Source organism: Streptacidiphilus fuscans (assembly GCF_015690355.1).
GTDB lineage: Bacteria > Actinomycetota > Actinomycetes > Streptomycetales > Streptomycetaceae > Streptacidiphilus > Streptacidiphilus fuscans.
This window is the reverse complement of the sequence record NZ_JADPRT010000015.1, coordinates 188,384-209,315: the sequence shown is the minus strand read 5'-3', so window position 1 is coordinate 209,315 and position 20,932 is coordinate 188,384. Positions and strand designations below refer to the sequence as shown.

The 20,932-nt window shown below is 71.5% G+C and carries 18 protein-coding genes; 4 read left to right on the top strand and 14 right to left on the bottom strand.

Translation table 11 applies throughout. The annotated features are described in order from the left end of the window. The first annotated feature begins 2 nt into the window (after positions 1-2). A complete protein-coding gene (locus tag I2501_RS30210) occupies positions 3-998 on the top strand; it encodes an inorganic phosphate transporter (protein ID WP_196197463.1) in 996 nt (331 codons plus the stop codon). 286 nt (positions 999-1,284) lie between these two features. Here I2501_RS30210 and pstB read toward each other — a convergent pair whose 3' ends face one another. The 14 genes from pstB to I2501_RS30140 form a co-directional block, all read right to left on the bottom strand. Further along, a complete protein-coding gene (gene pstB / locus I2501_RS30205; protein WP_196197462.1) occupies positions 1,285-2,061 on the bottom strand; it encodes a phosphate ABC transporter ATP-binding protein PstB in 777 nt (258 codons plus the stop codon). Positions 2,062-2,117: 56 nt separating this feature from the next. Further along, complete coding sequence (gene pstA / locus I2501_RS30200) at positions 2,118-3,182, bottom strand: phosphate ABC transporter permease PstA (RefSeq protein WP_196197461.1); 1,065 nt, start codon at positions 3,180-3,182, stop codon at positions 2,118-2,120. Further along, positions 3,182-4,225 (bottom strand): phosphate ABC transporter permease subunit PstC, encoded by a 1,044-nt coding sequence (gene pstC / locus I2501_RS30195; RefSeq protein WP_196197460.1) that lies wholly within the window; start codon positions 4,223-4,225, stop codon positions 3,182-3,184. The genes pstA and pstC overlap by 1 nt, the downstream gene beginning before the upstream one ends. A gap of 233 nt (positions 4,226-4,458) precedes the next feature. After that, positions 4,459-5,595: a phosphate ABC transporter substrate-binding protein PstS gene (gene pstS, locus I2501_RS30190; protein WP_196197459.1), complete on the bottom strand. Its 1,137-nt coding sequence runs from the start codon at positions 5,593-5,595 to the stop codon at positions 4,459-4,461. A 230-nt stretch (positions 5,596-5,825) separates the two neighbouring features. Continuing rightward, positions 5,826-6,299, bottom strand: a complete 474-nt coding sequence (locus I2501_RS30185) for an NUDIX hydrolase (RefSeq protein ID WP_328806749.1) — start codon at positions 6,297-6,299, stop codon at positions 5,826-5,828. Continuing rightward, on the bottom strand, positions 6,278-7,339 hold the full coding sequence (locus I2501_RS30180; RefSeq protein ID WP_196197458.1) for a CHAD domain-containing protein: 1,062 nt from the start codon (positions 7,337-7,339) through the stop codon (positions 6,278-6,280). Before I2501_RS30180 ends, I2501_RS30185 begins: the two co-directional genes overlap by 22 nt. Before the next feature lie 40 nt (positions 7,340-7,379). Next, entirely contained in the window at positions 7,380-9,584 is a 2,205-nt protein-coding gene (locus I2501_RS30175; protein WP_196197457.1) for an RNA degradosome polyphosphate kinase, read from the bottom strand. A gap of 227 nt (positions 9,585-9,811) precedes the next feature. Then, positions 9,812-10,648, bottom strand: coding sequence for a mycothiol synthase (mshD, locus tag I2501_RS30170; protein ID WP_196197456.1), 837 nt, complete (start codon positions 10,646-10,648; stop codon positions 9,812-9,814). A gap of 88 nt (positions 10,649-10,736) precedes the next feature. Beyond that, positions 10,737-11,966, bottom strand: a complete 1,230-nt coding sequence (locus I2501_RS30165; protein ID WP_196197455.1) for an MFS transporter — start codon at positions 11,964-11,966, stop codon at positions 10,737-10,739. A gap of 68 nt (positions 11,967-12,034) precedes the next feature. After that, positions 12,035-13,465, bottom strand: coding sequence for a sensor histidine kinase (locus I2501_RS30160; RefSeq protein WP_236047508.1), 1,431 nt, complete (start codon positions 13,463-13,465; stop codon positions 12,035-12,037). Between the two features lie 23 nt (positions 13,466-13,488). Further along, positions 13,489-14,217, bottom strand: coding sequence for a response regulator transcription factor (locus tag I2501_RS30155; RefSeq protein WP_196197453.1), 729 nt, complete (start codon positions 14,215-14,217; stop codon positions 13,489-13,491). 104 nt (positions 14,218-14,321) lie between these two features. After that, a complete protein-coding gene (locus I2501_RS30150) occupies positions 14,322-15,620 on the bottom strand; it encodes a S1C family serine protease (protein WP_196197452.1) in 1,299 nt (432 codons plus the stop codon). A 142-nt stretch (positions 15,621-15,762) separates the two neighbouring features. Continuing rightward, a complete protein-coding gene (locus I2501_RS30145; protein ID WP_196197451.1) occupies positions 15,763-16,794 on the bottom strand; it encodes a LacI family DNA-binding transcriptional regulator in 1,032 nt (343 codons plus the stop codon). Between the two features lie 79 nt (positions 16,795-16,873). After that, positions 16,874-17,665 carry a response regulator transcription factor gene (locus tag I2501_RS30140; RefSeq protein WP_196197450.1) on the bottom strand — a complete coding sequence of 264 codons (792 nt, stop codon included), beginning with the start codon at positions 17,663-17,665 and terminating at the stop codon, positions 16,874-16,876. Between the two features lie 180 nt (positions 17,666-17,845). Here I2501_RS30140 and I2501_RS30135 point away from each other — a divergent pair, with 180 nt between their 5' ends. The 3 genes from I2501_RS30135 to I2501_RS30125 are packed head-to-tail and all read left to right on the top strand — an operon-like array spanning position 17,846 to position 20,873. Next, on the top strand, positions 17,846-18,649 hold the full coding sequence (locus I2501_RS30135; protein ID WP_196197449.1) for an alpha/beta hydrolase: 804 nt from the start codon (positions 17,846-17,848) through the stop codon (positions 18,647-18,649). A gap of 33 nt (positions 18,650-18,682) precedes the next feature. Next, positions 18,683-18,982 (top strand): MoaD/ThiS family protein, encoded by a 300-nt coding sequence (locus I2501_RS30130; RefSeq protein ID WP_196197448.1) that lies wholly within the window; start codon positions 18,683-18,685, stop codon positions 18,980-18,982. Between the two features lie 7 nt (positions 18,983-18,989). Next, positions 18,990-20,873, top strand: coding sequence for a hypothetical protein (locus tag I2501_RS30125; protein ID WP_196197447.1), 1,884 nt, complete (start codon positions 18,990-18,992; stop codon positions 20,871-20,873). Positions 20,874-20,932: the final 59 nt, after the last annotated feature.

Below are 20,932 nucleotides of genomic sequence, written 5' to 3'. Positions count from 1 at the left end.
ACGTGGACATCTTCGGACTGGTACTGGTCATTGCCGTCGCCTTCGGCTTCGCCTACACCAACGGCTTCCACGACTCGGCCAACGCGATCGCGACCTCGGTCTCGACGCGCGCGCTGACGCCGAAGGCGGCCCTGCTGATGGCAGCGGTCATGAACCTCCTCGGCGCCTTCCTCGGGGAGGGCGTCGCACAGACCGTCAGCAAGGGCATCATCGCCACACCCAGTGGCGGTCACGGCATGGTCATCCTGTGGTCGGCCCTGATCGGGGCGATCGCCTGGAACCTGGTGACCTGGTACTTCGGCCTGCCGTCCTCCTCCACCCACGCCCTCTTCGGCGGCATGGTGGGCGCGGCGCTCGCGGGTGGCACCCAGGTGTACTGGACCGGCCTGTGGGAGAAGGTCATCCTCCCGATGATCACCTCCCCGATCGCGGGTCTGATCCTGGGCTTCGCGTTGATGGTGGCCATCCTCTGGATCTTCCGCCACTCCAACCCGCACCGGTCCAAGCGCGGCTTCCGCGTGGCGCAGACCGTCTCGGCGGCGGCGATGGCCCTGGGCCACGGCCTCCAGGACACCCAGAAGACGATGGGTGTGGTGGTGATGGCGCTGACCATCTCTGGCCACTACTCCGGGAACAACATCCCCACCTGGGTCAAGATCAGCACGGCCCTCGTCATGGCGCTCGGCACCTGGGCGGGTGGCTGGCGGATCATGCGGACCCTCGGCCGCCGCATCATCGAACTCGACCCCCCGCAGGGCTTCGCCGCGGAGTCGGTCTCGTCGCTGGTCCTCTACGTGACGGCCTACGTCTACAAGGTCCCGGTCTCCACCACCCACGTGATCACCTCCGCGATCATGGGCGTCGGCGCGACCAAGCGGGTGCGCGCGGTCCGCTGGGGTGTCGCGAAGGACATCGTCCTTGGCTGGTTCATCACCCTCCCGGCGGCCGGCCTGGTCGCCGCCCTGGTCTTCTGGCTCAGCTGGGCCATCGTCGGCTGAGGCTCGCCTCTCGGCGACCACCTCAGGGGCGCGAGGAACTGCGCGACAAGCCACCCACGCAGGTAGAGCCCCGAACGCTCAGGGCCATCCGCATGCCAGTGGTTACTCGCGCAGTTCCCCGCGCCCCTGGACGGTGCAACTCGCCCCTCGCCCAAGGGCAAACGAAGGGCCCCGCATCCTGGTGCGTAAGCAGGATGCGGGGCCCTTCTCTTGCTACCCCCGCGGCGGCACCGCCTAGTAGCGCCGCGGAGGGGTCACTGTGCCTCGGCAACAGCCCCGGCGGCTCTTAGCCGAAGCGGCCGGAGATGTAGTCCTCGGTCGCCTGGACGCTCGGGTTGGAGAAGATCTTCTCCGTCGAGTCGATCTCGATCAGCCGGCCCGGCTGGCCCACGCCCGCCAGGTTGAAGAACGCCGTCCGGTCACTCACACGCGCGGCCTGCTGCATGTTGTGGGTGACGATGACGATCGTGTACTGCTCCTTCAGCTGGCCGATCAGGTCCTCGATGGCGAGGGTGGAGATCGGGTCCAGGGCCGAGCAGGGCTCGTCCATCAGCAGGACCTGCGGCTCGACCGCGATCGCGCGGGCGATGCAGAGACGCTGCTGCTGGCCGCCGGAGAGGCCCGCGCCCGGCTTGTCGAGGCGGTCCTTGACCTCGTTCCACAGGTTCGCGCCGCGCAGCGACCGCTCGACGGCCTCGTCGATGACCTTGCGGTTGCGGACGCCGTTCAGCTTGAGGCCGGCGGCGACGTTCTCCTTGATGGACATGGTCGGGAACGGGTTCGGCCGCTGGAAGACCATGCCGACGGTGCGCCGCACGGCGACCGGGTCGACGCCGGAACCGTAGAGGTTCTCGTCGTCGAGCAGAACCTTGCCCTCGACGCGGGCGCCGGGGATCACCTCGTGCATGCGGTTGAGGGTGCGCAGGAAGGTCGACTTCCCGCAGCCCGAGGGGCCGATGAAGGCGGTCACCGAGCGGGGCTCGACAACCATGGAGATGTCCTCCACCGCCCGGAAGTTTCCGTAGTACGCGTTCAGTCCGCTGACGTCGATGCGCTTGGCCATGATCGTGCTCTGTCTCTCTCGTTCGAATGAAGTCTGGGGCGGCGAAGCGATCGCCGTCAGCGTCCGGCCTTCGGGGCCTTCCAGCGCGCGATGAGGCGTGCCGCGAGGTTCAGGATCATCACGAAGGCGATCAGCACCAGGGCGCCGGCCCACGCGCGGGACTGGGAGGCGTCCGTACCGAGTGCGTACTGCTGGTAGACGAAGAGCGGCAGCGACGACTGCGGCCCGCTGAACGGGTTCGCGTTGATCGCGTCCGCGCCGAAGACCAGCAGCAGGATCGGAGCCGTCTCACCCGTGATGCGCGCGACCGCGAGCATCAGGCCGGTGGTGATGCCACCGAGCGCGGTGGGCAGCACGACCCGGAGGATGGTGAGCCACTTCGGCACACCGAGGGCCAGACTGGCCTCGCGCAGCGAGTTCGGTACCAGCTTGAGCATCTCCTCCGTGGAGCGGACCACGACGGGAAGCATCAGGATCGCGAGCGCGATGCTTCCGGCGAAGCCGGAGAAGGAGAAGCCCAGCAGGATGATCCAGAACGAGAGAACGAACAGACCGGCGACGATGGACGGGACACCCGACATCACGTCGACGAAGAAGGTCACCGCGCGGGCCAGCCGGCCGCCCTGGTACTCGACCAGGTAGATCGCGGTGAAGATGCCCACCGGGGCCGCCATGAGCGTGGCCAGGCCGACCTGCTCCAGCGTGCCGATGAGGGCGTGGTAGAGGCCGCCGTTGGTGTCGGTGGCCAGGACGCCCTTCATCGAGTGGGTGAGGAAGTCGATGCTGAGGTAGCTGATGCCCTGCGAGATCGTGTAGTAGATCAGGCCGAACAGCGGGATCACGGCGAGGATGAAGGCCGACCAGACCAGGCTGGTGGCGAATCGGTCCTTGGCCCAGCGGCGGCCCTCGACGGCGGTGGACAGCACGTACTGGCCGACCACGAAGAGGATGACCGCCATCAGGCCCCACTGGAGCTTGCTGGTGATGCCGAAGCCGGCGCCGATCGCGCAGCCGAGCCCGATGGCCACAACGGCGACGGCGGCGGGGGCCCACTTGGGCAGACGACGGCTGTTGAGGCTGGTGGGACCGAGGGGTGCGCGGTCCTGAAGTGCGGTGCCCATCAGGCGCTCGCTCCCGAGTAGTCCTTGCGGCGCTCGATGATGATCCGCGCCGCGCCGTTGACCAGCAGTGTGATGACGAAGAGGACCAGACCGGAGGCGATCAGCGCGTCACGTCCGAGCGAGGACGCCTCGTTGAACTGCGACGCGATGTTCTGGGCGAGCGTGCCGCCGCCCGGGTCGGTCAGGTGCAGCGACAGCACGAAGCTGGGGGAGAGGACCACGGCGACGGCCATGGTCTCGCCGAGCGCGCGGCCGAGGCCCAGCATCGCGGCGCTGATCACGCCGGCGCGGCCGAACGGCAGGACGGCGGTGCGGATGACCTCCCAGCGGGTGGCGCCGAGCGCCAGGGCCGCCTCCTCGTGCATCGGCGGGACCTGCCGGAAGACCTCGCGGCTTACCGCGGTGATGATCGGCAGGATCATGATCGTCAGCACGATGCTCACGGTGAAGATCGTGCGCGGGGCGGCGCCGGGCTGGGTCTGCTTGAAGATGTAGGTCCAGCCGAAGTACTGGTTCAGCCACGCGTTGACGCCCAGCATGTGCGGCGCCAGGAACAGTGCGCCCCAGAGGCCGAAGACGATGCTGGGGACGGCCGCGAGCAGGTCGACCAGGTAGCCGAAGAACTGCGCGACGCGGCGCGGGGCGTAGTGCGAGATGAACAGCGCGATCCCGATGGCGATCGGCACGGCGATGATCATCGCGATGGCGGCGCTGACCAGCGTGCCGACCAGCAGGACGGCGATGCCGAAGACCGGCGGAGTGTTGTCCGGGGTCCAGGCCTGGGTGGTCAGGAAGTTGCCGTGGTTCTGGCCGAGCGCGTTGACGGCCCGGACGAGCAGGAAGGTGGCGATGGCGGCCATCACCACGAGCAGCAGGATGCCGGACCCGCGGGAGGCGTTGAAGAAGAGCGAGTCGCCAAGGGCGAAGCGCCGCTTGAGGTTCGGACGCTCGGGCTTGGGCGCGGCGGCCGGGGTGCCGGCCGGCGTCTTCTGCGGGGGCCCGCCGGCTTTCTGCGGGGGTTCGGTTCGGTTCGGGGTATCCATGGTTTGCTCCGGTCTGGTTGCGCGCCTCTGACGAGGAGCGCGTGGCGGCGGTGCACCGGACTGGTCGGGTGCGGGGTTCGCCCCGGTGGGGGCGTTCCGCGCGGTCGGACGAGTGGAATCAGGTGGGAACACGTGGAACAGGCGGGGCTACTGCCGGGAACGGCAATGGCCCCGGCCCGCCCGGAGCCCGCCCTGGTGGGCGGGACCGGACGGGCGAGGGGTGGTCAGGAAGCTCAGCTCAGCGTGGAGATGGCGGCCTTGACCTTGTCGGTGATGGCGGACGGCAGCTGGAGGTAGCCGGCCGGGGCGGCGGCCTGCTGGCCGGCGTCGCTGATGGTGTAGTTCAGGAAGGACTTCAGCGCCGGCAGGGTGGCGGCGGCGTTGCCCTTGTTGCAGACGATCTCGTAGGTGACCAGCGAGATCGGGTAGGCGCCAGCCGTCTTGGTGGCGTAGTTCAGCTTCAGGGCCAGGTCGCCGTTGGTGCCGACGACGGTCGCCTCGGAGATGGCCTTGGCGGCCGCGTCGGTGGAGACCGCGACGGGGGTGCCGGAGCCGGTGGAGATGGAGGCGGTGGTCGCGTTGTTGGCCTTGGCGTAGGAGAGCTCGAAGTAGGAGATCGAGCCCGTGACCTGCTTGACCTGGGCGGCGAGACCGCTGGAGCCCTGGGCGGCCTGGCCACCGGGGGCCGGCCACTGCGAGTTGGAGCCGTAGCTCCAGTCGGACGGGGCGGCGGCGGCCAGGTAGGCGCTGAAGTTGGCGCTGGTGCCCGAGCCGTCCGAACGGTGGAACGTCTGGATCGGGGTGCTCGGCAGGGAGGCCGACGGGTTGAGAGCCTTGATCGCCGGGTCGTTCCAGGTGGTGATCTTGCCGGAGAAGATCTTCGCCAGGGTCGGCGCGTCCAGGACCAGGTTGCTCACGCCGGGCAGGTTGTAGGCGATGGCGATCGGGCCGCCGACCATCGGCAGGTTGATCGCGTGGCCGGTGCCGCCGCAGACGGAGCTGGACTTGGCGATGTCGGCGGCCTTCATCGCGGAGTCGGAGCCGGCGAACTGGGTCTTGCCCTCGAGCCAGGTGGTGCGGCCGGCGGTGGAGCCGGTGCCCTGGTAGTTGATCGTGACACCCGAGCACTGCTGCTGGAAGTTACGGATCCAGATCTGCATCGCGTTCTGCTGCGCGGTGGAGCCCGCACCCAGCACCTGGCCGCTGCCGCAGTCGGCGGCGGACGCGGTGGTGGTGGAGGAGGACGAGCTGCCGCCCGTGCTGGACGCGTTGTTGTTGTCGGAGCCGCACGCCGCGAGCGTCAGCGAGCTGACGACCGCAAGGGCGCCGATGGCGAGGGCCTTGGTGCGGCCGTTGCGCTGGAGCTTCACTTGGTGTCCCTTTCTGGGTACCGCCGCCGCGGGGAGGAGGGCGATCAGCGGTTCTTCACGTGGGAGGAAGGCCAGGCGGCCTCCGATGACACTGAAGTTAGGCAGAGGAGGTGAAGCGTTCAGCCTGCGCAAATGAACGGCGGGTGAACCTGTGTCGGACACCGGGATACGCAGACCAGTAGTAACGGTTTCGCCACGACGAGAGCACGGCGAGGGCACAGCCTGTGTGCCTAGAGGGACTCCAGGAGGGCGTCCACCAGACCCCGGTCGTGCTCGTAGCTGAGCAGTGCCCGCGCCTCCCGCGCAGGGAGCCAGCGCAGGGCGTCGACCTCGCGGTTCGCGGTGAAGACGCCGGTGAGCCTGGTCGCGGACCAGTAGCGGACGCGCTTGATGCGCCCGCGGTCCAGATAGTGCTGGGTCGGCAGCCGGTTCCCGAGCATCACCGTCATGCCGGTCTCCTCGTAGGCCTCGCGCAGCGCCGCCTCGCGGTGGCGTTCGCCCGGTTCCAGCTTGCCCTTGGGGAAGCTCCAGTCGTCGTACTTGGGCCGGTGCACCAGCGCCAGCTCGACGTCCTGGGCGATCCCGCTCCTGCGCCACAGGACGACGCCTGCGGCCTTCACCACGTCCATGCTGCGCGGCGCCCCGTCCTTCTCTCTCTTCTGTTTCTTCTTCTTGGCGGGGTTCAGGTCGAGCGCGCGAGCCATGGGTCGGTGAGCCATCCGGAGGTGATGAAGTCGGGCCAGGAGCGGCTGAAGGCGTGGCGGGCCGCCTCGACCTCCAGACGTTGATCAGCATGCACCACGCCGAGGACGTACGCGGTCGCCGGAGTGATCCGCGGCGTCCGTGCCGCCAGCGCGGCGGCCTCGGCGGCGTCCGCGGCGTCCTGCTGCTCGTCGAGGTGCGCGGCGAGGTGGACCAGGCCGGCCAGCGGCTCGTCCGTGCGCGCGCCGAGCAGCGGGCGGCAGACCTCCAGGGCGTAGCGGGCGTAACGGACCGCCGCGCTCACCCGGGTCCAGGCCACGTCCTCGTGCGCGGAGTGCAGCGGGTCCGCGGCGACCGGGACCCGGTGCAGCGCGTCGCCGTTGTACGGCTGGGCGGCGCGGTCCAGCGGCAGGCGGGAGACGGTGAGCTCCAGTGCCTCGCCCATCCGGCCCGCGTAGGCGAGCAACTGCTCCGGCGGGTGGGACTCGGCGGGGGCGCGCAGCGGCAGGTCGGAGACGAGCAGCGTCATCCGGTCGGCGAGGGAGTGGAACCGGGCCGAGCCGAGTTCCTGCAGCGCCGCGGTGTGGCTGCGGGAGCGGGCCAGGGTGAGCTGGCGGTCCAGCATCGCGCGGGCCTTGGGAGCGCCGGGGTGGTTCGCCAGCAGGCCGCCTATCGCGGGCTCGGGCGCCCCGCCGACGGCGACGCCGGAGTCGTCGCCGCTGCGCGGGGTCGGCACGCTGCTCGCGTCGGTGCAGGTCAGCGAGTCGATCGCGGTGAGCAGCCGGGTGAGTCTGCGGGTGTAGCCGCGTTCCTGGCCGAGGGTGACCACCAGCGCGGCCAGGTCGCCGCGCAGGGTCTCGCCCCAGGCCGGGTCCAGCAGCGCGCCGAAGCCGTGCAGCGCGCCGTCGACGCGGCGCAGCGTGCTGAGGTCGACGTCGGGCAGTGCCCGAAGGAAACGTCCGGCCTGGTCGGCGAGGTGGGCCCCGAGCAGGCTCTCCGCCGAGGAGGCTCCTGCGGCGGCCGGCTCGATCTCGGTCGTCATTCGGTGAGTCCCCGTTGCGGTCGGTAAGTGCGGTCGTGGTTCAGCTCGGCCCGGCACCGGGCCCCCAGCCGTCGTTTCCGCGCCTGGCGCGGCGGCGGGAGTCGATCAGCAGTTCCTGCACGTTGCGCAGCGGGCGGCCGTCCGCGTCGTGCGCGTGCCTGGTCCAGGTCCCGTCGGCGCCCAGGTGCCAGGAGGACGTGTCGTCGGCCATGCCGAGTTCGAGCAGTCCGGCCAGCTCGGCCCGGTGGCCCGGGTCGGTGACCCGGAGCAGGGCCTCGATCCGGCGGTCCAGGTTGCGGTGCATCATGTCGGCGCTGCCGATCCACACCTCGGGGTCGCCGCCGTTGCCGAAGACGAAGACCCGGGAGTGCTCCAGGAACCGCCCGAGCACCGAGCGGACCCGGATGTTCTCGCTCAGCCCCGGCACGCCCGGCCGGATCGCGCAGATCCCGCGCACCCAGACGTCGACCTGCACACCGGCCTGCGAGGCCCGGTAGAGCGCGTCGATGACGGCCTCGTCGACGATCGAGTTGACCTTGATCTGCACCCGGGCCGGGCGTCCGGCCTTGTGGTGCGCGATCTCGTCGTTGATCCGCTCGATCAGCCCCTTGCGCAGCGAGCGCGGGGCGACCAGCAGCCGTCGGTAGGACTCGCGGCGCGAGTAACCGGAGAGCCGGTTGAACAGGTCCGAGAGGTCCGCGCCGACCTGCGGGTCGGCGGTCAGGATGCCGATGTCCTCGTAGAGGCGGGCCGTCTTGGGGTGGTAGTTGCCGGTGCCGACGTGCGCGTAGCGGCGCAGCGTCTCGCCCTCCTGGCGGACCACCAGCGACAGCTTGCTGTGCGTCTTCAGCCCGATCAGGCCGTAGACGACGTGGCAGCCGGCCTCCTCCAGCTTGCGGGCCCACTTGATGTTGGCCTGCTCGTCGAAGCGCGCCTTGATCTCGACCAGGACCAGCACCTGCTTGCCCGCCTCGGCGGCGTCGATCAGCGCGTCGACGATCGGCGAGTCGCCGGAGGTGCGGTAGAGCGTCTGCTTGATCGCCAGCACGTTGGGGTCGGCGGCGGCCTGCTCCAGGAAGGCCTGCACCGAGGTGGAGAACGAGTCGTACGGGTGGTGCAGCAGCACGTCCCGCTCGCGCACGGCGGCGAAGATGTCCGGCTGCGACGCCGACTCGACCTCGGCCAGCCCGCGCGCGGTCCCGGCCACGAACGGCCGGTACTTGAGCTCGGGGCGGTCCACGTTCGCGATCGCGAACAGGCCGGTCAGGTCCAGCGGGCCGGGCAGCGGGTAGACCTCGGCGGCGGAGATGTTGAGCTCGCGCACCAGCAGGTCCAGCACGTACGGGTCGATCGACTCCTCGACCTCCAGGCGCACCGGCGGGCCGAAGCGGCGCCGCATCAGCTCCTTCTCGAGCGCCTTGAGGATGTTCTCGGTGTCGTCCTCCTCGACTTCCAGGTCCTCGTTGCGGGTGACCCGGAAGGCGTGGTGGGCGAGGACCTCCATGCCGGGGAAGAGGTACTCCAGGTGCGCGCCCATGACGTCCTCGAGCGGCACGTACCGCTGCGGCGAGGCGGTCAGGAAGCGCGACAGCGACTGCGGCACCTTGACGCGGGCGAAGTGCTTGTGGCCGCTGACCGGGTTGCGGACGACCACGGCCAGGTTCAGCGACAGCCCGGAGATGTACGGGAACGGGTGCGCCGGGTCGACCGCCAGCGGGGTCAGCACCGGGAAGATCTGCTGCCGGAACAGGGCCAGCAGGCGGGCCTGCTCCTTGTCGGTCAGCTCGTTCCAGCGCACCAGCTCGATGCCCTCGGCGGACAGCTCGGGCAGCACGTCCTGGTGGAAGCAGGCGGCGTGCCGGGCCATCAGCTCGCGGGAGCGGGTCCATATCAGGTCCAGCACCTCGCGCGGCTGCAGACCGCTGGCGCTGCGCTGGGCGACGCCGGTGGCGATGCGGCGCTTGAGTCCGGCGACGCGGACCATGAAGAACTCGTCCAGGTTGCTGGCGAAGATCGCCAGGAACTTGGCCCGCTCGAGCAGCGGGGTCTCCGGGTCCTCGGCGAGCTCCAGCACGCGCTGGTTGAACGCGAGCCAGCTGCGCTCGCGGTCCAGGAACCGGTTCTGCGGCAGTTCCTCGTCGACGTCGCCGGGGAAGCCGGCGTCGGGCACGAGAACGGTCCCGCCGGTGGTTGCTCCGGACACGGACGTGGTGGCGGATGCGGACGGGGCAGGCTGGGCTGTCATCTCGGGTGGCTCCTCCTGCGCGTCATCCGCAGGCCGCCTGGGGGACCTGACGGATCGCATTTAGTGATCTTTGCAACGGTGTGTGAACTGAGGGTGAATTCAGCATGGCCTGTGGGAAAGCTGCGGCGGTCGCCTCCGGACCGCCGCATCAGGGTCACCCTTCGTGGCCGCCCACGGGGCCGTTTCGGGACCCGCTTCCGGCCGTGCGGCGCGGGGCGTCCGACGGGTCAGGGGCGGACGCCGTACATGAGGTCCACCTCGTGGACCGTGAACCCTGCCTTCTCGTATACCCGCAGCGCGGCCGGGTTATCGGCGTCGACGTAGAGGAGCACCGTTCGCAGTCCCCGGTCCTCGATCAGGTGGCGCAGACCCACCGCAGTGAGTACCTTGCCCAACCCGCTGCCCTGCTCCGACGGCGCGACCCCGACCACGTAGACCTCGCCCAGGCCGCCCTCGGCCTTGGTCCAGTGGAAGCCGACCAGCTCGCCGTCCCGCTCGGCCAGGAAGAACCCGTTCGGGTCGAACCAGCCCTCGGCCTCGCGCTCGTCGAGGTCGCGGCGGGTCCAGGAGCCCTGCTCGGGGTGGTGCGCGAAGGCGGCGGCGTTCACCCGCAGCCACGCCTCCTCGTCCTTGCCGGGGACGAAGGTCCGCACAGTGACTCCGTCCGGCAGGGCGGGCGCCTGCGGCGCGGCGTCCGTGCGGCGCAGCTGCCGCAGCTCGCGGACCAGCACCAGCCCGGTCTCCTCGGCCAGCCGCCGCGCCCCCGGGTGCCCGCCGTGCGCCCACAGCTGCTGCGCCCCGCCGTCCAGCGCCCGCAGCAGCAGTGCCCGGCCGTGGCCCTGGCGGCGGTGCGCCGGGTCGATCACCAGCTCGGCGGTCCGGTCGCCGTCGATCTGGGCGTAGCCAAGCAGCGTGCCCGCCTCGTCCCTGCTGGTCAGATGGCTCACCTCGGCCCGCCCGCTCCGCAGCGCCAGCCGCCCCTGCTCGGAAACCGCCTGCCGCCCGTCCACCTCCGCCGCGCGCGCCAGCAGCGCCGCGACCTCCTCACGCTCCGCAGTGTCCATGTGTTCGACCTTACGGCTTGTCAGGTGCTTCGCCGTAGACGAACCTGATCGCTTTCGGGCCGAGCGTGGAGTGTGGAGTTCTGGGTGACTACGCGACCGTGGCCCGGCGCGCGGGCAGCACCGCGATCGCGCCGACGGCACAGGCGGCCGCCAGGCCGAAGGCCGGGGCGTAGCCGGCGGCGGTGATCAGCGCCCCGACGGCGGGCGGGCAGAGGGAGGCGGTCAGGTTCTGCCCGGTGTTCTGGACGGCCAGCGCGCGCCCGGCCCAGGACGGGCCGGCCAGCTCGGCGACGGCGGTGAAGGAGAGGCCGTTGGTGCTTGCGGACAGCCCGCACAGCAGGACCAGCAGGATGACGGCTGGCGGGCCGGGCACGAACGCCATCCCCAGCGTCAGCGCCCCCACGGCCGCGCCCAGCACCCGCATCGGCGCAAGGCGGCTGCCGACCGCGTCCGACCAGCGCCCCGCGCCGATCCGGCAGGCGGCGGCCAGGGCCTGACCGCAGGCCATCAGCTGCCCGGCGGCCACGGCCGGCCAGTGCCGGACGTCGGTCAGGTAGACCAGCCCGAAGGCGCCGACGGTGAACTGCGGCCACACCATCAGCGCGCTCGCGCCGTGGATCCGCCACAGGGTCGCGCCGCGATAGGGGCTGGCCGGGCGCTCTTCGCGTGCGCCCTTGCCGCCGCCCTTGCCGCCGGAGGCCGCCCGTGGCGGGTCGACCACGAAGAGGGCCGTCAGCACCGCCATCACGCCGCTCAGCACGGCGACGAACAGCACCGCCCCGCGCAGCCCGTGCGCGGCGGCGATCGGCGGGATCGCGACGGCTGCGACCAGCATGCCCAGCGGCGTCGACGTCTGCCGCACGCCCATCGCCAGCCCGCGCTGCTCCGGCGGGAACCACCCCAGCACGACCCGTCCGCTCGCCGCCGACACACTCGCCCCGGCCGCCCCCGCCACGGCGAACAGCACACCCAGCGCGACCAGCCCGTGCACGAACACCGCCCCGGCCAGCGCGGCGGTCGCCAGCCCCAGCCCGATCGCCAGCACCCACCGCTCCCCGTACCGGTCGGTCGCCGCGCCCCACCCGTACAGCGCCAACAACAGCCCGGCCGTCGGGCAGGCGACCATCACCCCGGCCTGGGCCAGCGTCAGCTGCTCCCCGCTGCGCAGCGCGGGAATCAGGTACGGCATCCCGTACACGAACGCGAACGCCGCCGTCTGCGCCGCAGTCCCGAGCCCGAGCATCACCCAACGGCGGCGCGCAGGGGGCGTGCTGGGGGAGGCGGTGGGCGCGGTCGGGCCGCGCTGACTGGTGGTCATGACGGCATCATGGCCGCTGACTCATATGGTGGGACAGAAATATTCGTATGCTGAGACGCGGTGGCCGGTCACATCTCGGTCGGAAGGTCCGGGGGCGGGGTCGGAGCGCCCGGGAGTTTGAGGGTGGCGAGGGTGCCCGGGTGGGCGTTGGAGAGGGAGACCTCGCCGCCGTGGTCGTGGACGGTCTGGGAGACGATCGCCAGGCCGAGGCCGGAGCCCGGCATCTGGCGGGCGGAGGGGGAGCGCCAGAACCGCTCGAAGACGTGCGGCAGGTCCTCCTCCGGGATGCCCGGGCCGTGGTCGCGGACGGTCAGGGTGCCGAACTTCAGGGCGACGTCGATCGTGCCGCCCGCCGGGCTGAACTTCACCGCGTTGTCCAGCAGGTTGATCACCGCCCGCTCCAGTGCGTGCGCGTCCGCGCGGACGTACCAGGGCTCGGCCCGGACGGTGAACTCCAAGCCCGGCCCCCGCAGCCGCGCCCGGTCCAGGGCGCGGGCGACGATGTCGTGCAGCGCGATGACCTCCAAGGGCTTGGAACCCTGGGGGCGCGTCGGCCGGGAGAGTTCGAGCAGGTCGCCGATGAGCGTGGACAGCTCGCCCATCTGCGCCTTCATGTTCCGCAGCAGCCGCGTGTGCGTCTCCGGCGGCAGCGGACGCCCGGCGTCCTCACTGCGGACCAGCAGGTCCACGTTGGTCCGCAGCGAGGTCAGCGGCGTCCGCAGCTCGTGCCCGGCGTCGGCGATCAGCTGCGACTGCCGCTCGCGGGAGGCGGCAAGCGCGGTGGACATGCTGTTGAACGAGGTGGAGAGGCGGGCGATCTCGTCGTCCCCGGCCACGTCGATGGTCGTGCCGACCTCTTCGGTGCGGGCGATGTGCTCGACGGCGGCGGTGAGTTTGTCCACCGGCTTGAGCGCGGCGCGCGCCACGAGGAGTCCGATGGCGCCCGCGGCGACGATGCCGGAGATGGCGATGGCGATCAGGACGGCCAGCAGCCTGCCGAGCTCGCGGGTCACCTGGTCCAGCGGATAGGCCGTGAGCAGGATGTACGGCGTGCCGTTGATCTCCGCGTTCGAGATCACGCGCACCCGGGCGTGGCTTCCGTCGGTGTAGGTGCCGTCGACGATCTCGGTCTGGCCGATCGGGAGCGAGAGGTACGAGTGGGCGACGGTGATGCCGATAGAGCTACCCGGTGGGAGGCAGACGTTGTTGCTCGACTGATCGGGGAGCAGCACTTCGCTGTCCCAGCGGTACTGCGACTTGCTGCCCGACGGGGCACCGAAGCCGGGCTGTGGCGAGGCGCTGGCCTTGGTGACCGCATCGGCGGCGGTGTCCCCGCAGATGAGCTCGTGCGCGTAGAGGCCGCCGGCATTCGTGAGGTTGTCGTCCACCTGGGCATAGAGCTGCCCCTGCACCAGGAACCAACAGGCAAGAGCCGCTATGGCCACGGCCAGCGCAACGGCTGAGGCGGTGAGGAGTGCAAGCCGGCCACGGAGGGTCATCCTCCGGAACCAACCGGGACTTCTCATGCCGCACGCAGCGCGTAACCCACACCGCGGACGGTGTGGACGAGGCGCGGCAGGCCCCCGGCCTCGGTCTTGCGGCGGAGGTACATCACGTACACGTCGAGCGAGTTGCTGGAGGGCTCGAAGTCGAAGCCCCAGACGGCCTTCAGGATCTGCTCGCGGGTCAGCACCTGGCGCGGGTGGGCCAGGAACATCTCCAGCAGCATGTACTCGGTCCGGGTCAGTTCCACCGGCTTGCCCGCACGGGTGACCTCGCGGGTGGTGGTGTTCATGGTGAGGTCCTCGAAGGAGAGGATCTCGTCGGCGCCCGCGGCGTCGGCCGTGCCCGAGGAGCCGGTGAGCGCGGAGCGCCGGAGCAGCGCGCGGACGCGGGCCAGCAGCTCGTCCAGTTCGAACGGCTTGGCCAGGTAGTCGTCGGCGCCCACGTCGAGGCCGGTGACCCGGTCGCCGACCGCGTCACGCGCGGTCAGCATCAGCACCGGGACCGTGTCCCCGCGCGAGCGGAGCCGGCGGACGGCCGTGAGGCCGTCCATGCGCGGCATCATGATGTCGAGCAGCACCAGGTCGGGCTTCTGCTCCGCCACCGTGTCCAGCGCTTCGAGGCCGTCGGAGGCGGTGACCACCTCGTAGCCCTCGAAGGCCAGGCTGCTCTCCAGCGCGTCCCGCAGCGCCGGCTCGTCGTCCACGACCAGGACCCGGGCCGGTGCGTCGGACTCGGTGGCTGTCATCCCCGTTGCTCCTCGAATACGTCAGTTGCGAGTGATGTCGCTGCTGCGGCAATTGTCCGCCACGCGGGCCCGCGGACCGTACAGGTCCGCGGGGCGCGCCCGCGTCAGCTGCTGATGCTCTGGCCGGACTGCAGCTGCGGCAGGACCTGCTTCACCGCGTCGATCGGGATCGCGAAGCCCAGGCCCACGCTGCCCGCCTGGCCACCGGAGCTGTCGCTGCCGCTGGAGGAGTACATCGAGGCGTTGATGCCTATGACCTGGCCCTGGGCGTTGAGCAGCGGGCCGCCGCTGTTGCCCGGGTTGAGCGACGCGTCGGTCTGGATCGCGTTGTAGCTCGCCTGCTGGCCGGAGCTGGGCTGGCTGTTGCGGCCGCTGTCGCCCTGCCAGAACGGGAGGCCGAAGCCGCCGTTGCTCTGCACCGTGCTCGGGCTGACGTCGACGGTGACCGGACGGTTCAGCGCGCTGACGATGCCGGAGGTGACCGTGCCGGTCAGGCCGTCCGGGTTGCCGATCGCGGTGACCTGGTCGCCGACCGCGACCTGGCCCGAGGAGCCGAGCGAGACCGTCGGGAGGTTGGTGTATCCGCTGATCTTGATGACCGCGACGTCCAGCTTGGCGTCGGTGGCGACGATCGACCCGGCGGCGGTCTTGCCGTCGTTCAGGGTGACCTTGATGGTGCCGCCGTTGCCGTTCACCGCGTCGGAGATGACGTGGAAGTTGGTGAGGATCTGCCCCGACGAGGTGAGTATCTGGCCGGTGCCGATGTCCTGGGAGCTGGAGCTGTCGACCTCGATCTGGACGACGGCGGGGGAGACGGCCTTGGCGATCGCCGCGGTGTCGCCGGCCGAGCTGCTCTTGTCCCCGGTGACCACGGCGTTGGTGGAGTAGCTGGCGTGGTCGCTGGTGGTGTTGCTGATCAGGCCGCCCGCGACACCGCCCGCCAGGGCGGAGAGCACGGCCACGGCGGCGACCAGCGCGAGCGGGCGCCTGCTCCGCTTGCGCGGGGCACCCGGCTCGCCGCCGTCACCGGCGTCACCGGCGGGGTAGGCGCCGTCGCCGGTCGGCGGGAGCGGCGGGACGACCGGCGGACCCATGGGCGAGCCCGTCTGCGAGCCGCCGTGCGAGCCGGCGGGCGGCTGCTCGGCGCTGAAGTAGTACCCCTGCGGGCCCTGCGGCGGCTGCGGAGCCTGGGGGACCTGCGGCCCGGCGGGCTGCTGCGCGGCGGCCTGCTGCGGGCGCGGCCACTCCGGCGCTGGGGGCTGCGGGTACATCGGCGCGGAGGAGGACGGGTGGACCGTGCCTTCGAGGGGCTGGGCCTCGTGCGCGGTCGGGTGGTACCCGGGCAACGGCGGCACAGCAGGGGTGTACGGGTCGTCTGCGTGGTTCCGGGGCGTCTCGCTCATGGAAGTAACTTCCGCCTTGTAGATGAAAACCCTGTGAGAGCCCAATCAGAACCGGGTAGAACCTTTGCCCCCCGTCCCGGACCCCCGTCCGAACCGCTCCGGGCACAGGCCGGCCCACGGCCGACCGGTGCCGGACGGGAAGTCAGTTGCAGCCGCAGCTGCGGCGGATCACCAGGTGGCACGGGAAACGCCGGATCCGCGGCGTCTCCGAACCCGGGACCGCGAGCGAGTCGTCCAGCACCAGGTCCACCGCGGCCTTGGCCATGGCGTCGCGGTCCGAGGCGATGGTGGTCAGCGGCGGGTCGCAGAACGCCGCCTCCTGGATGTCGTCGAAGCCGATCACGGCCAGGTCCTCCGGCACCCGGAGGTCCAGCTCGCGTGCGGCCCGCAGGACGCCTATGGCCTGGTCGTCCGTGGAGCAGAAGATCGCCGGCGGCCGGGCGGCCGGGTCCTTCAGCACGCCGAGCGCGACCTGGTAGGCCCCGTAGCGGGAGAACGGCGCGTCGATCAGGCGGCCCTCGGTGGAGACGCCCGCGGCGTCCATCGCGGCACGCCAGCCGTGGATGTGGTCGACCACCGGGTCGCCGGGCGCGGGCGCGTTGACCGGGCCGCCGAAGCAGGCGACGTACGGGTGGCCGTGGTGCTCCAGCAGGTGGCTGACGGCGAGCATCGAACCGCCCACGTCGTCGGTGACCACCGCGATGTCGTCACCCGTCTCCGGACGGCGGTGCAGCAGCACCACCCGGGAGTCGTCGTGCGCCGCGAACTCCGCGTCGGCGCGCTCGCTCGGGCCCTCGCTGATCAGGATCAGCCCGGCCACCCGCATGCCGAGGAAGGCCCGGACGTAGTGGATCTCGCGGTCCCCGGTGTAGTCCGAGTTCCCTATCAGGACGATCTTGCCGCGCTCCGAGGCCGCCCGCTCCACGGCGTGCGCCAGCTCGGCGAAGAAGGGCTGGCGCGCGTCGGGCACCACCATGCCGATCAGGTTGGTCCGTCGGCTCGCCATCGCCTGCGCGACGCTGTTGGGCCGGTAGCCCAGCTCGTCTATCGCGGCGAGGACGCGCTCGCGGGTCGCAGGCGCGACCGGGCGCGGTCCGTTGTTGATGACGTAGCTGACGACCGCGGTCGACGTCCCCGCCAGTCGGGCGACATCGTCGCGGGTCACCTTGGGCATGGCGGAATCCTACTTGGACATGTCGGGCTGGGGACCAGTGCGTTTCCGACCTGATACAGGTCGGCGAGGCGCTGTGACCCTAGGAACTCTGTGCGGCGTTGGCGGCGGAGGCGGACTTCGCGGGGGACTTCTCCGGGGAGGCGGAAGGCTTCTGCGACGACTCCGCGGGCGTCTCGGCGCGGGCCGCGCCCTTCTCCGGCTTCTCCGGGACGACGAAGCGGTAGCCGACGTTGCGGACGGTGCCGATCAGCTGCTCGTGCTCGGGCCCGAGCTTGGCCCGCAGCCGTCGGACGTGGACATCGACCGTGCGGGTGCCGCCGAAGTAGTCGTAGCCCCAGACCTCCTGCAGCAGCTGGGCCCGGGTGAAGACCCGGCCAGGGTGCTGGGCGAGGTACTTGATGAGCTCGAACTCCTTGAAGGTCAGGTCCAGCACCCGGCCCTTGAGCTTGGCGCTGTAGGTGGCCTCGTCGACGGAGAGGTCGCCGTTGCGGATCTCCATCGGGCTCTCGTCGGCCGTCACCTGCTGACGGCCGAGCGCCAGCCGCAGCCGGGCCTCGACCTCGGCGGGACCGGCCGTGTCCAGCAGGACGTCGTCGACGCCCCACTCGGCGGTGACGGCCGCCAGGCCGCCCTCGGTGACCACCAGGATCACCGGCGCGCCCGGGCCTGTGGAGCGCAGCAGCTGGCACAGGCTGCGGGTGTGGGGAAGGTCACGGCGGCCGTCGACGAGGATGACGTCGGAGCTTGGAGTGTCGACGAGGGCGGAGCCTTCCGCGGGCGCGACGCGGACGTTGTGCAGGAGCAGTCCGAGCGCGGGCAGCACCTCGGCCGACGGCTGCAGGGCGTTGGTCAGCAGCAGGAGAGAACTCATACCCGGTTAGTCCCCTTTCCGGGTGGACCGGTGACACTTCTCTGGGCCAGTGGCGCACGTCGTCGGGCGCTACCGGGAACGTCCGTCACTCGTGCGAACGTCCGTACTGGTGTTCACAAAGCACAAAAGGATCCGGCGGCTACGCTGCCCGGACCCTCACTGCTCAGGAGAATAGCCCACATGGACGCCGCAGCGAAGAGTGCCGTTCGCATCCCGGACACCTCCCGCCATCGGCCGTACTGGCTCTCGCCTGCGGAGGCGCGGCTCGTCGCGGCCGACGGAGTCGGCATCCACGCCGCGTACCTGCCGCCGCAGCAAGCTGACGCGAAGGTCGCCGTTGTGGTCGCCCACGGATTCAGCGGAGCGGTCGAACGCCCTGCTCTCCAGCGGGCTGCGCGGGTTTTCGCCCGGCGGGCCGGGGTGATCACTTTCTCGTTCCGCGGGCACGGCCGCTCGGACGGTCTGTCCACGGTCGGAGACCGGGAGGTGCTCGACCTCGACGCGGCCGTGGCCTGGGCCCGGACGCTGGGATTCGAGACAGTTGTCACAGTAGGTTTCAGCATGGGCGGCGCCGTGGTGCTGCGGCAGGCGGCGCTCCACGGAGGCGTCGCGGCGGTCGCCGCGGTCAGCGCCCCGGCCCGCTGGTACTACCAGGGCACCGTGCCGATGCGGCGGCTGCACTGGGTGGTGATGAAGCCGCTCGGCCGCGTGGTCGGCCGGATCGGACTGAAGACCCGGATTGACCCGAACGAGTGGGTTGACGTGCCGATTCCTCCCGTCGATGCCGCCGCACGGGTGAACGTCCCACTCCTGGTCGTCCACGGCGACGCCGACCCGTACTTCCCGCTCGACCACCCGCGTTCCCTGCGCGAGGCGGCGCCCGACAGCGAGCTCTGGATCGAGCCCGGCTTCGGCCACGCCGAGAACGCCGCGCCGGAGGACCTGCTGGAGCGGGTCTCCGCCTGGCTGACCAGCCACGCGTGACTGTTGCCTCGGTGAACGGCGATGATGGCCCGCATGCAAGGAGCGACGGAGACAGTCAACGACGAAGGCGTGGTCCGCAGTGGCGTGATCCGCTACTGGGCGGCTGCCAAGGCGGAGGCCGGCACGGCGGAGGAGCCGTACGCGGCGGCCACGCTCGCCGGCGCGCTCGCCGCCGCGCGTGCCCGGCACACCGACAACCCGCGCTTCGCGCAGGTGCTGGAGCACTGCTCGTTCCTGGTCGACGGCGCGCAGGTCGGCCGCCGCGATCACGCCGACGTGCCGCTGACAGACGGCGGCACGATCGAGATCCTTCCCCCCTTCGCGGGAGGGTGAGCGGGCGATGAGCGACCAGCAGCAGTTCGAGAACGAGTACGGGTACGAGTACGGCCAGCGGGTGCAGCCGGAGCAGCAGCCGTACCCGCAGCACCAGCAGGTGCAGCCGTATCCGGAGCACCAGCAGCCGCAGCAGCAGGCGTACCAGCAGCAGCAGCAGTTCGAGCAGTACGGGCAGCACGGGCAGCACGAGGAGTACGGGCAGCACGGGATGTCCGGCTTCCCGATCGACCCCGGGGCCGCTGCGCCGCGGACGGTGGAGTCCGACGCGGAGCGCACCGCCTACATGCCGCCCATCCCGGCCGCACCGTCGCAGCACCAGCAGGCTCCGCAGGCAGCGCACGCCTCCTACGGCTACCCGCAGCCCGGCGAGTACGTCGCCCCTGGCGGTCAGGTCGGCCAGGGCGGCTACGGATCCGAGGCGGAGCAGACCGCCTATCTCCCGCCGATCGTGGACGGCCACGCTCCCGACGCGTATGCGGCCCCCGCCGGTGACTCGCGGTTCGGGCAGATCCACGAGCGCTACGGCGCGGGGGAGTTCCCCGTGCAGCAGCCCGCGCCCTTCCACGCCCCGGCGCCGGAGCCCGAGGGCGCCGACTCGCCTTGGCCCGACGGCTGGGAGCGCCCGGCGGCGCCGCCCGCCTCCTGGTCCCCGCAGCCGTCCGAGGCGGCTCCGCAGTCCCACCCGCAGCCGCAGCCGCAGGCGTTCGCGCCGGGTGAGACGCCGGACAACGCGTCGGCGCCGGAGGCCGCTCCCGCCCCCGCTCCCGCCCCCGCTCCCGCCCCCACGCCCGCTCCTGCGCCTGAGGAGCACCCGGACAACCCCTTCGAGCAGACCTCCTACCTGCTGCCAGTGCCCGCTCCTGTGGAGCCCGGGAACGCGTTCGAGGAGACCTCGTACCTGCTCGCGGTCCCCGCGCCGGACAACGCGTCGGAGCAGACCGCGTACCTGCCGCCGATCCCGGCCCTGCCGTCCGACGCGCCGCTGGGCACGCCGGGTGCGCAGGGCGGCGCAGGGGGCTCGCTGCGGGAGGCGTTCGCGTCCGCGCAGCCGACCGGTCCGGGTCAGTTCCGACAGCCGGGGCAGCCCGGGCCGGGCGGGCAGCCGGGCCAGCCTGGACGTCCGCCCGTCGGTGCGCCGACGCCGCAGGCCGCCCGCCGCACCGGGTCGCCGATCATCGACCCGGGCGTCCAGCCCGCCGCCATCACGCTGGCCCTGTCGGTGCTGATCGGCGTGTCCGCGCTGGCCGGACGGTACGGGCTTGCCGTGCCGGTCCTGCTGCTGCAGGCCGTCACCGCCGCCGGGTGGTTCCGGCTGAACGGGATGTGGCCGGCCCGGCAGGGCATCGCCCTCGCCGCGCTGGGCGGGTTCGTCGCCGACGCGGCGATCCTGGCGGCCTCGTCGCAGTCCAGCGCGCCGACGGTGATCGCCGGGACGCTGGGGGCGTTCTTCGTCCTCGTCCTGGTCCTGCAGATCTTCAAGCCCAGCAACCCGGACGAGCGCTTCTACGCGCTGACGGTGACCGCGTCGGCCACCGTGGTGACCGTCCTGGGCGCCGCGTTCCTGGCGGTCGGCAACGGCAAGGCCGTGCTGGCGGGTGCGCTCGCCGCGGGCGTCTCGGCCACCGTCTCGGCGCTGCTGCGCAAGCCGGCCGCGCTCGGGTTCGCTGCGGGTGCGGTCGCCGGGCTCGCGGTCGGCGCGGGGATCGCCGCCGCGACCGGACTGGGAACGGTCGAGGGCGCGCTGCTCGGAATCGCCGCCGGTGCCTGCGGGTTGATCGGCCGTCGGGTGGCGGCGTACGACTTCCCGTCGCGCTTCGTCCACATGACCGCCGGTGTCGCGCTGCCGCTGGCCGCCGCCGCGCCGATCGTCTACCTGATCGCGCGCTGACCCACAGCACGCCCCACGCACGCCGGGGCCGGGCAACCGTCGTTGCCCGGCCCCGCGTC

Bases quoted from the DNA above. Each gene is read 5' to 3' on its own strand.
- mshD (WP_196197456.1), bottom strand. From the start codon at position 10,648: ATGGACACTGCGGAGCGTGAGGAGGTCGCGGCGCTGCTGGCGCGCGCG.
- I2501_RS30160 (WP_236047508.1), bottom strand. From the start codon at position 13,465: ATGACCCTCCGTGGCCGGCTTGCACTCCTCACCGCCTCAGCCGTTGCG.
- I2501_RS30155 (WP_196197453.1), bottom strand. From the start codon at position 14,217: ATGACAGCCACCGAGTCCGACGCACCGGCCCGGGTCCTGGTCGTGGAC.
- I2501_RS30125 (WP_196197447.1), top strand. From the start codon at position 18,990: ATGAGCGACCAGCAGCAGTTCGAGAACGAGTACGGGTACGAGTACGGC.
- pstB (WP_196197462.1), bottom strand. From the start codon at position 2,061: ATGGCCAAGCGCATCGACGTCAGCGGACTGAACGCGTACTACGGAAAC.
- I2501_RS30140 (WP_196197450.1), bottom strand. From the start codon at position 17,665: ATGAGTTCTCTCCTGCTGCTGACCAACGCCCTGCAGCCGTCGGCCGAG.
- I2501_RS30130 (WP_196197448.1), top strand. From the start codon at position 18,683: ATGCAAGGAGCGACGGAGACAGTCAACGACGAAGGCGTGGTCCGCAGT.
- pstA (WP_196197461.1), bottom strand. From the start codon at position 3,182: ATGGGCACCGCACTTCAGGACCGCGCACCCCTCGGTCCCACCAGCCTC.
- I2501_RS30185 (WP_328806749.1), bottom strand. From the start codon at position 6,299: ATGGCTCGCGCGCTCGACCTGAACCCCGCCAAGAAGAAGAAACAGAAG.
- pstC (WP_196197460.1), bottom strand. From the start codon at position 4,225: ATGGATACCCCGAACCGAACCGAACCCCCGCAGAAAGCCGGCGGGCCC.
- I2501_RS30145 (WP_196197451.1), bottom strand. From the start codon at position 16,794: ATGCCCAAGGTGACCCGCGACGATGTCGCCCGACTGGCGGGGACGTCG.
- I2501_RS30175 (WP_196197457.1), bottom strand. From the start codon at position 9,584: ATGACAGCCCAGCCTGCCCCGTCCGCATCCGCCACCACGTCCGTGTCC.
- I2501_RS30180 (WP_196197458.1), bottom strand. From the start codon at position 7,339: ATGACGACCGAGATCGAGCCGGCCGCCGCAGGAGCCTCCTCGGCGGAG.
- I2501_RS30150 (WP_196197452.1), bottom strand. From the start codon at position 15,620: ATGAGCGAGACGCCCCGGAACCACGCAGACGACCCGTACACCCCTGCT.
- I2501_RS30135 (WP_196197449.1), top strand. From the start codon at position 17,846: ATGGACGCCGCAGCGAAGAGTGCCGTTCGCATCCCGGACACCTCCCGC.
- I2501_RS30165 (WP_196197455.1), bottom strand. From the start codon at position 11,966: ATGACCACCAGTCAGCGCGGCCCGACCGCGCCCACCGCCTCCCCCAGC.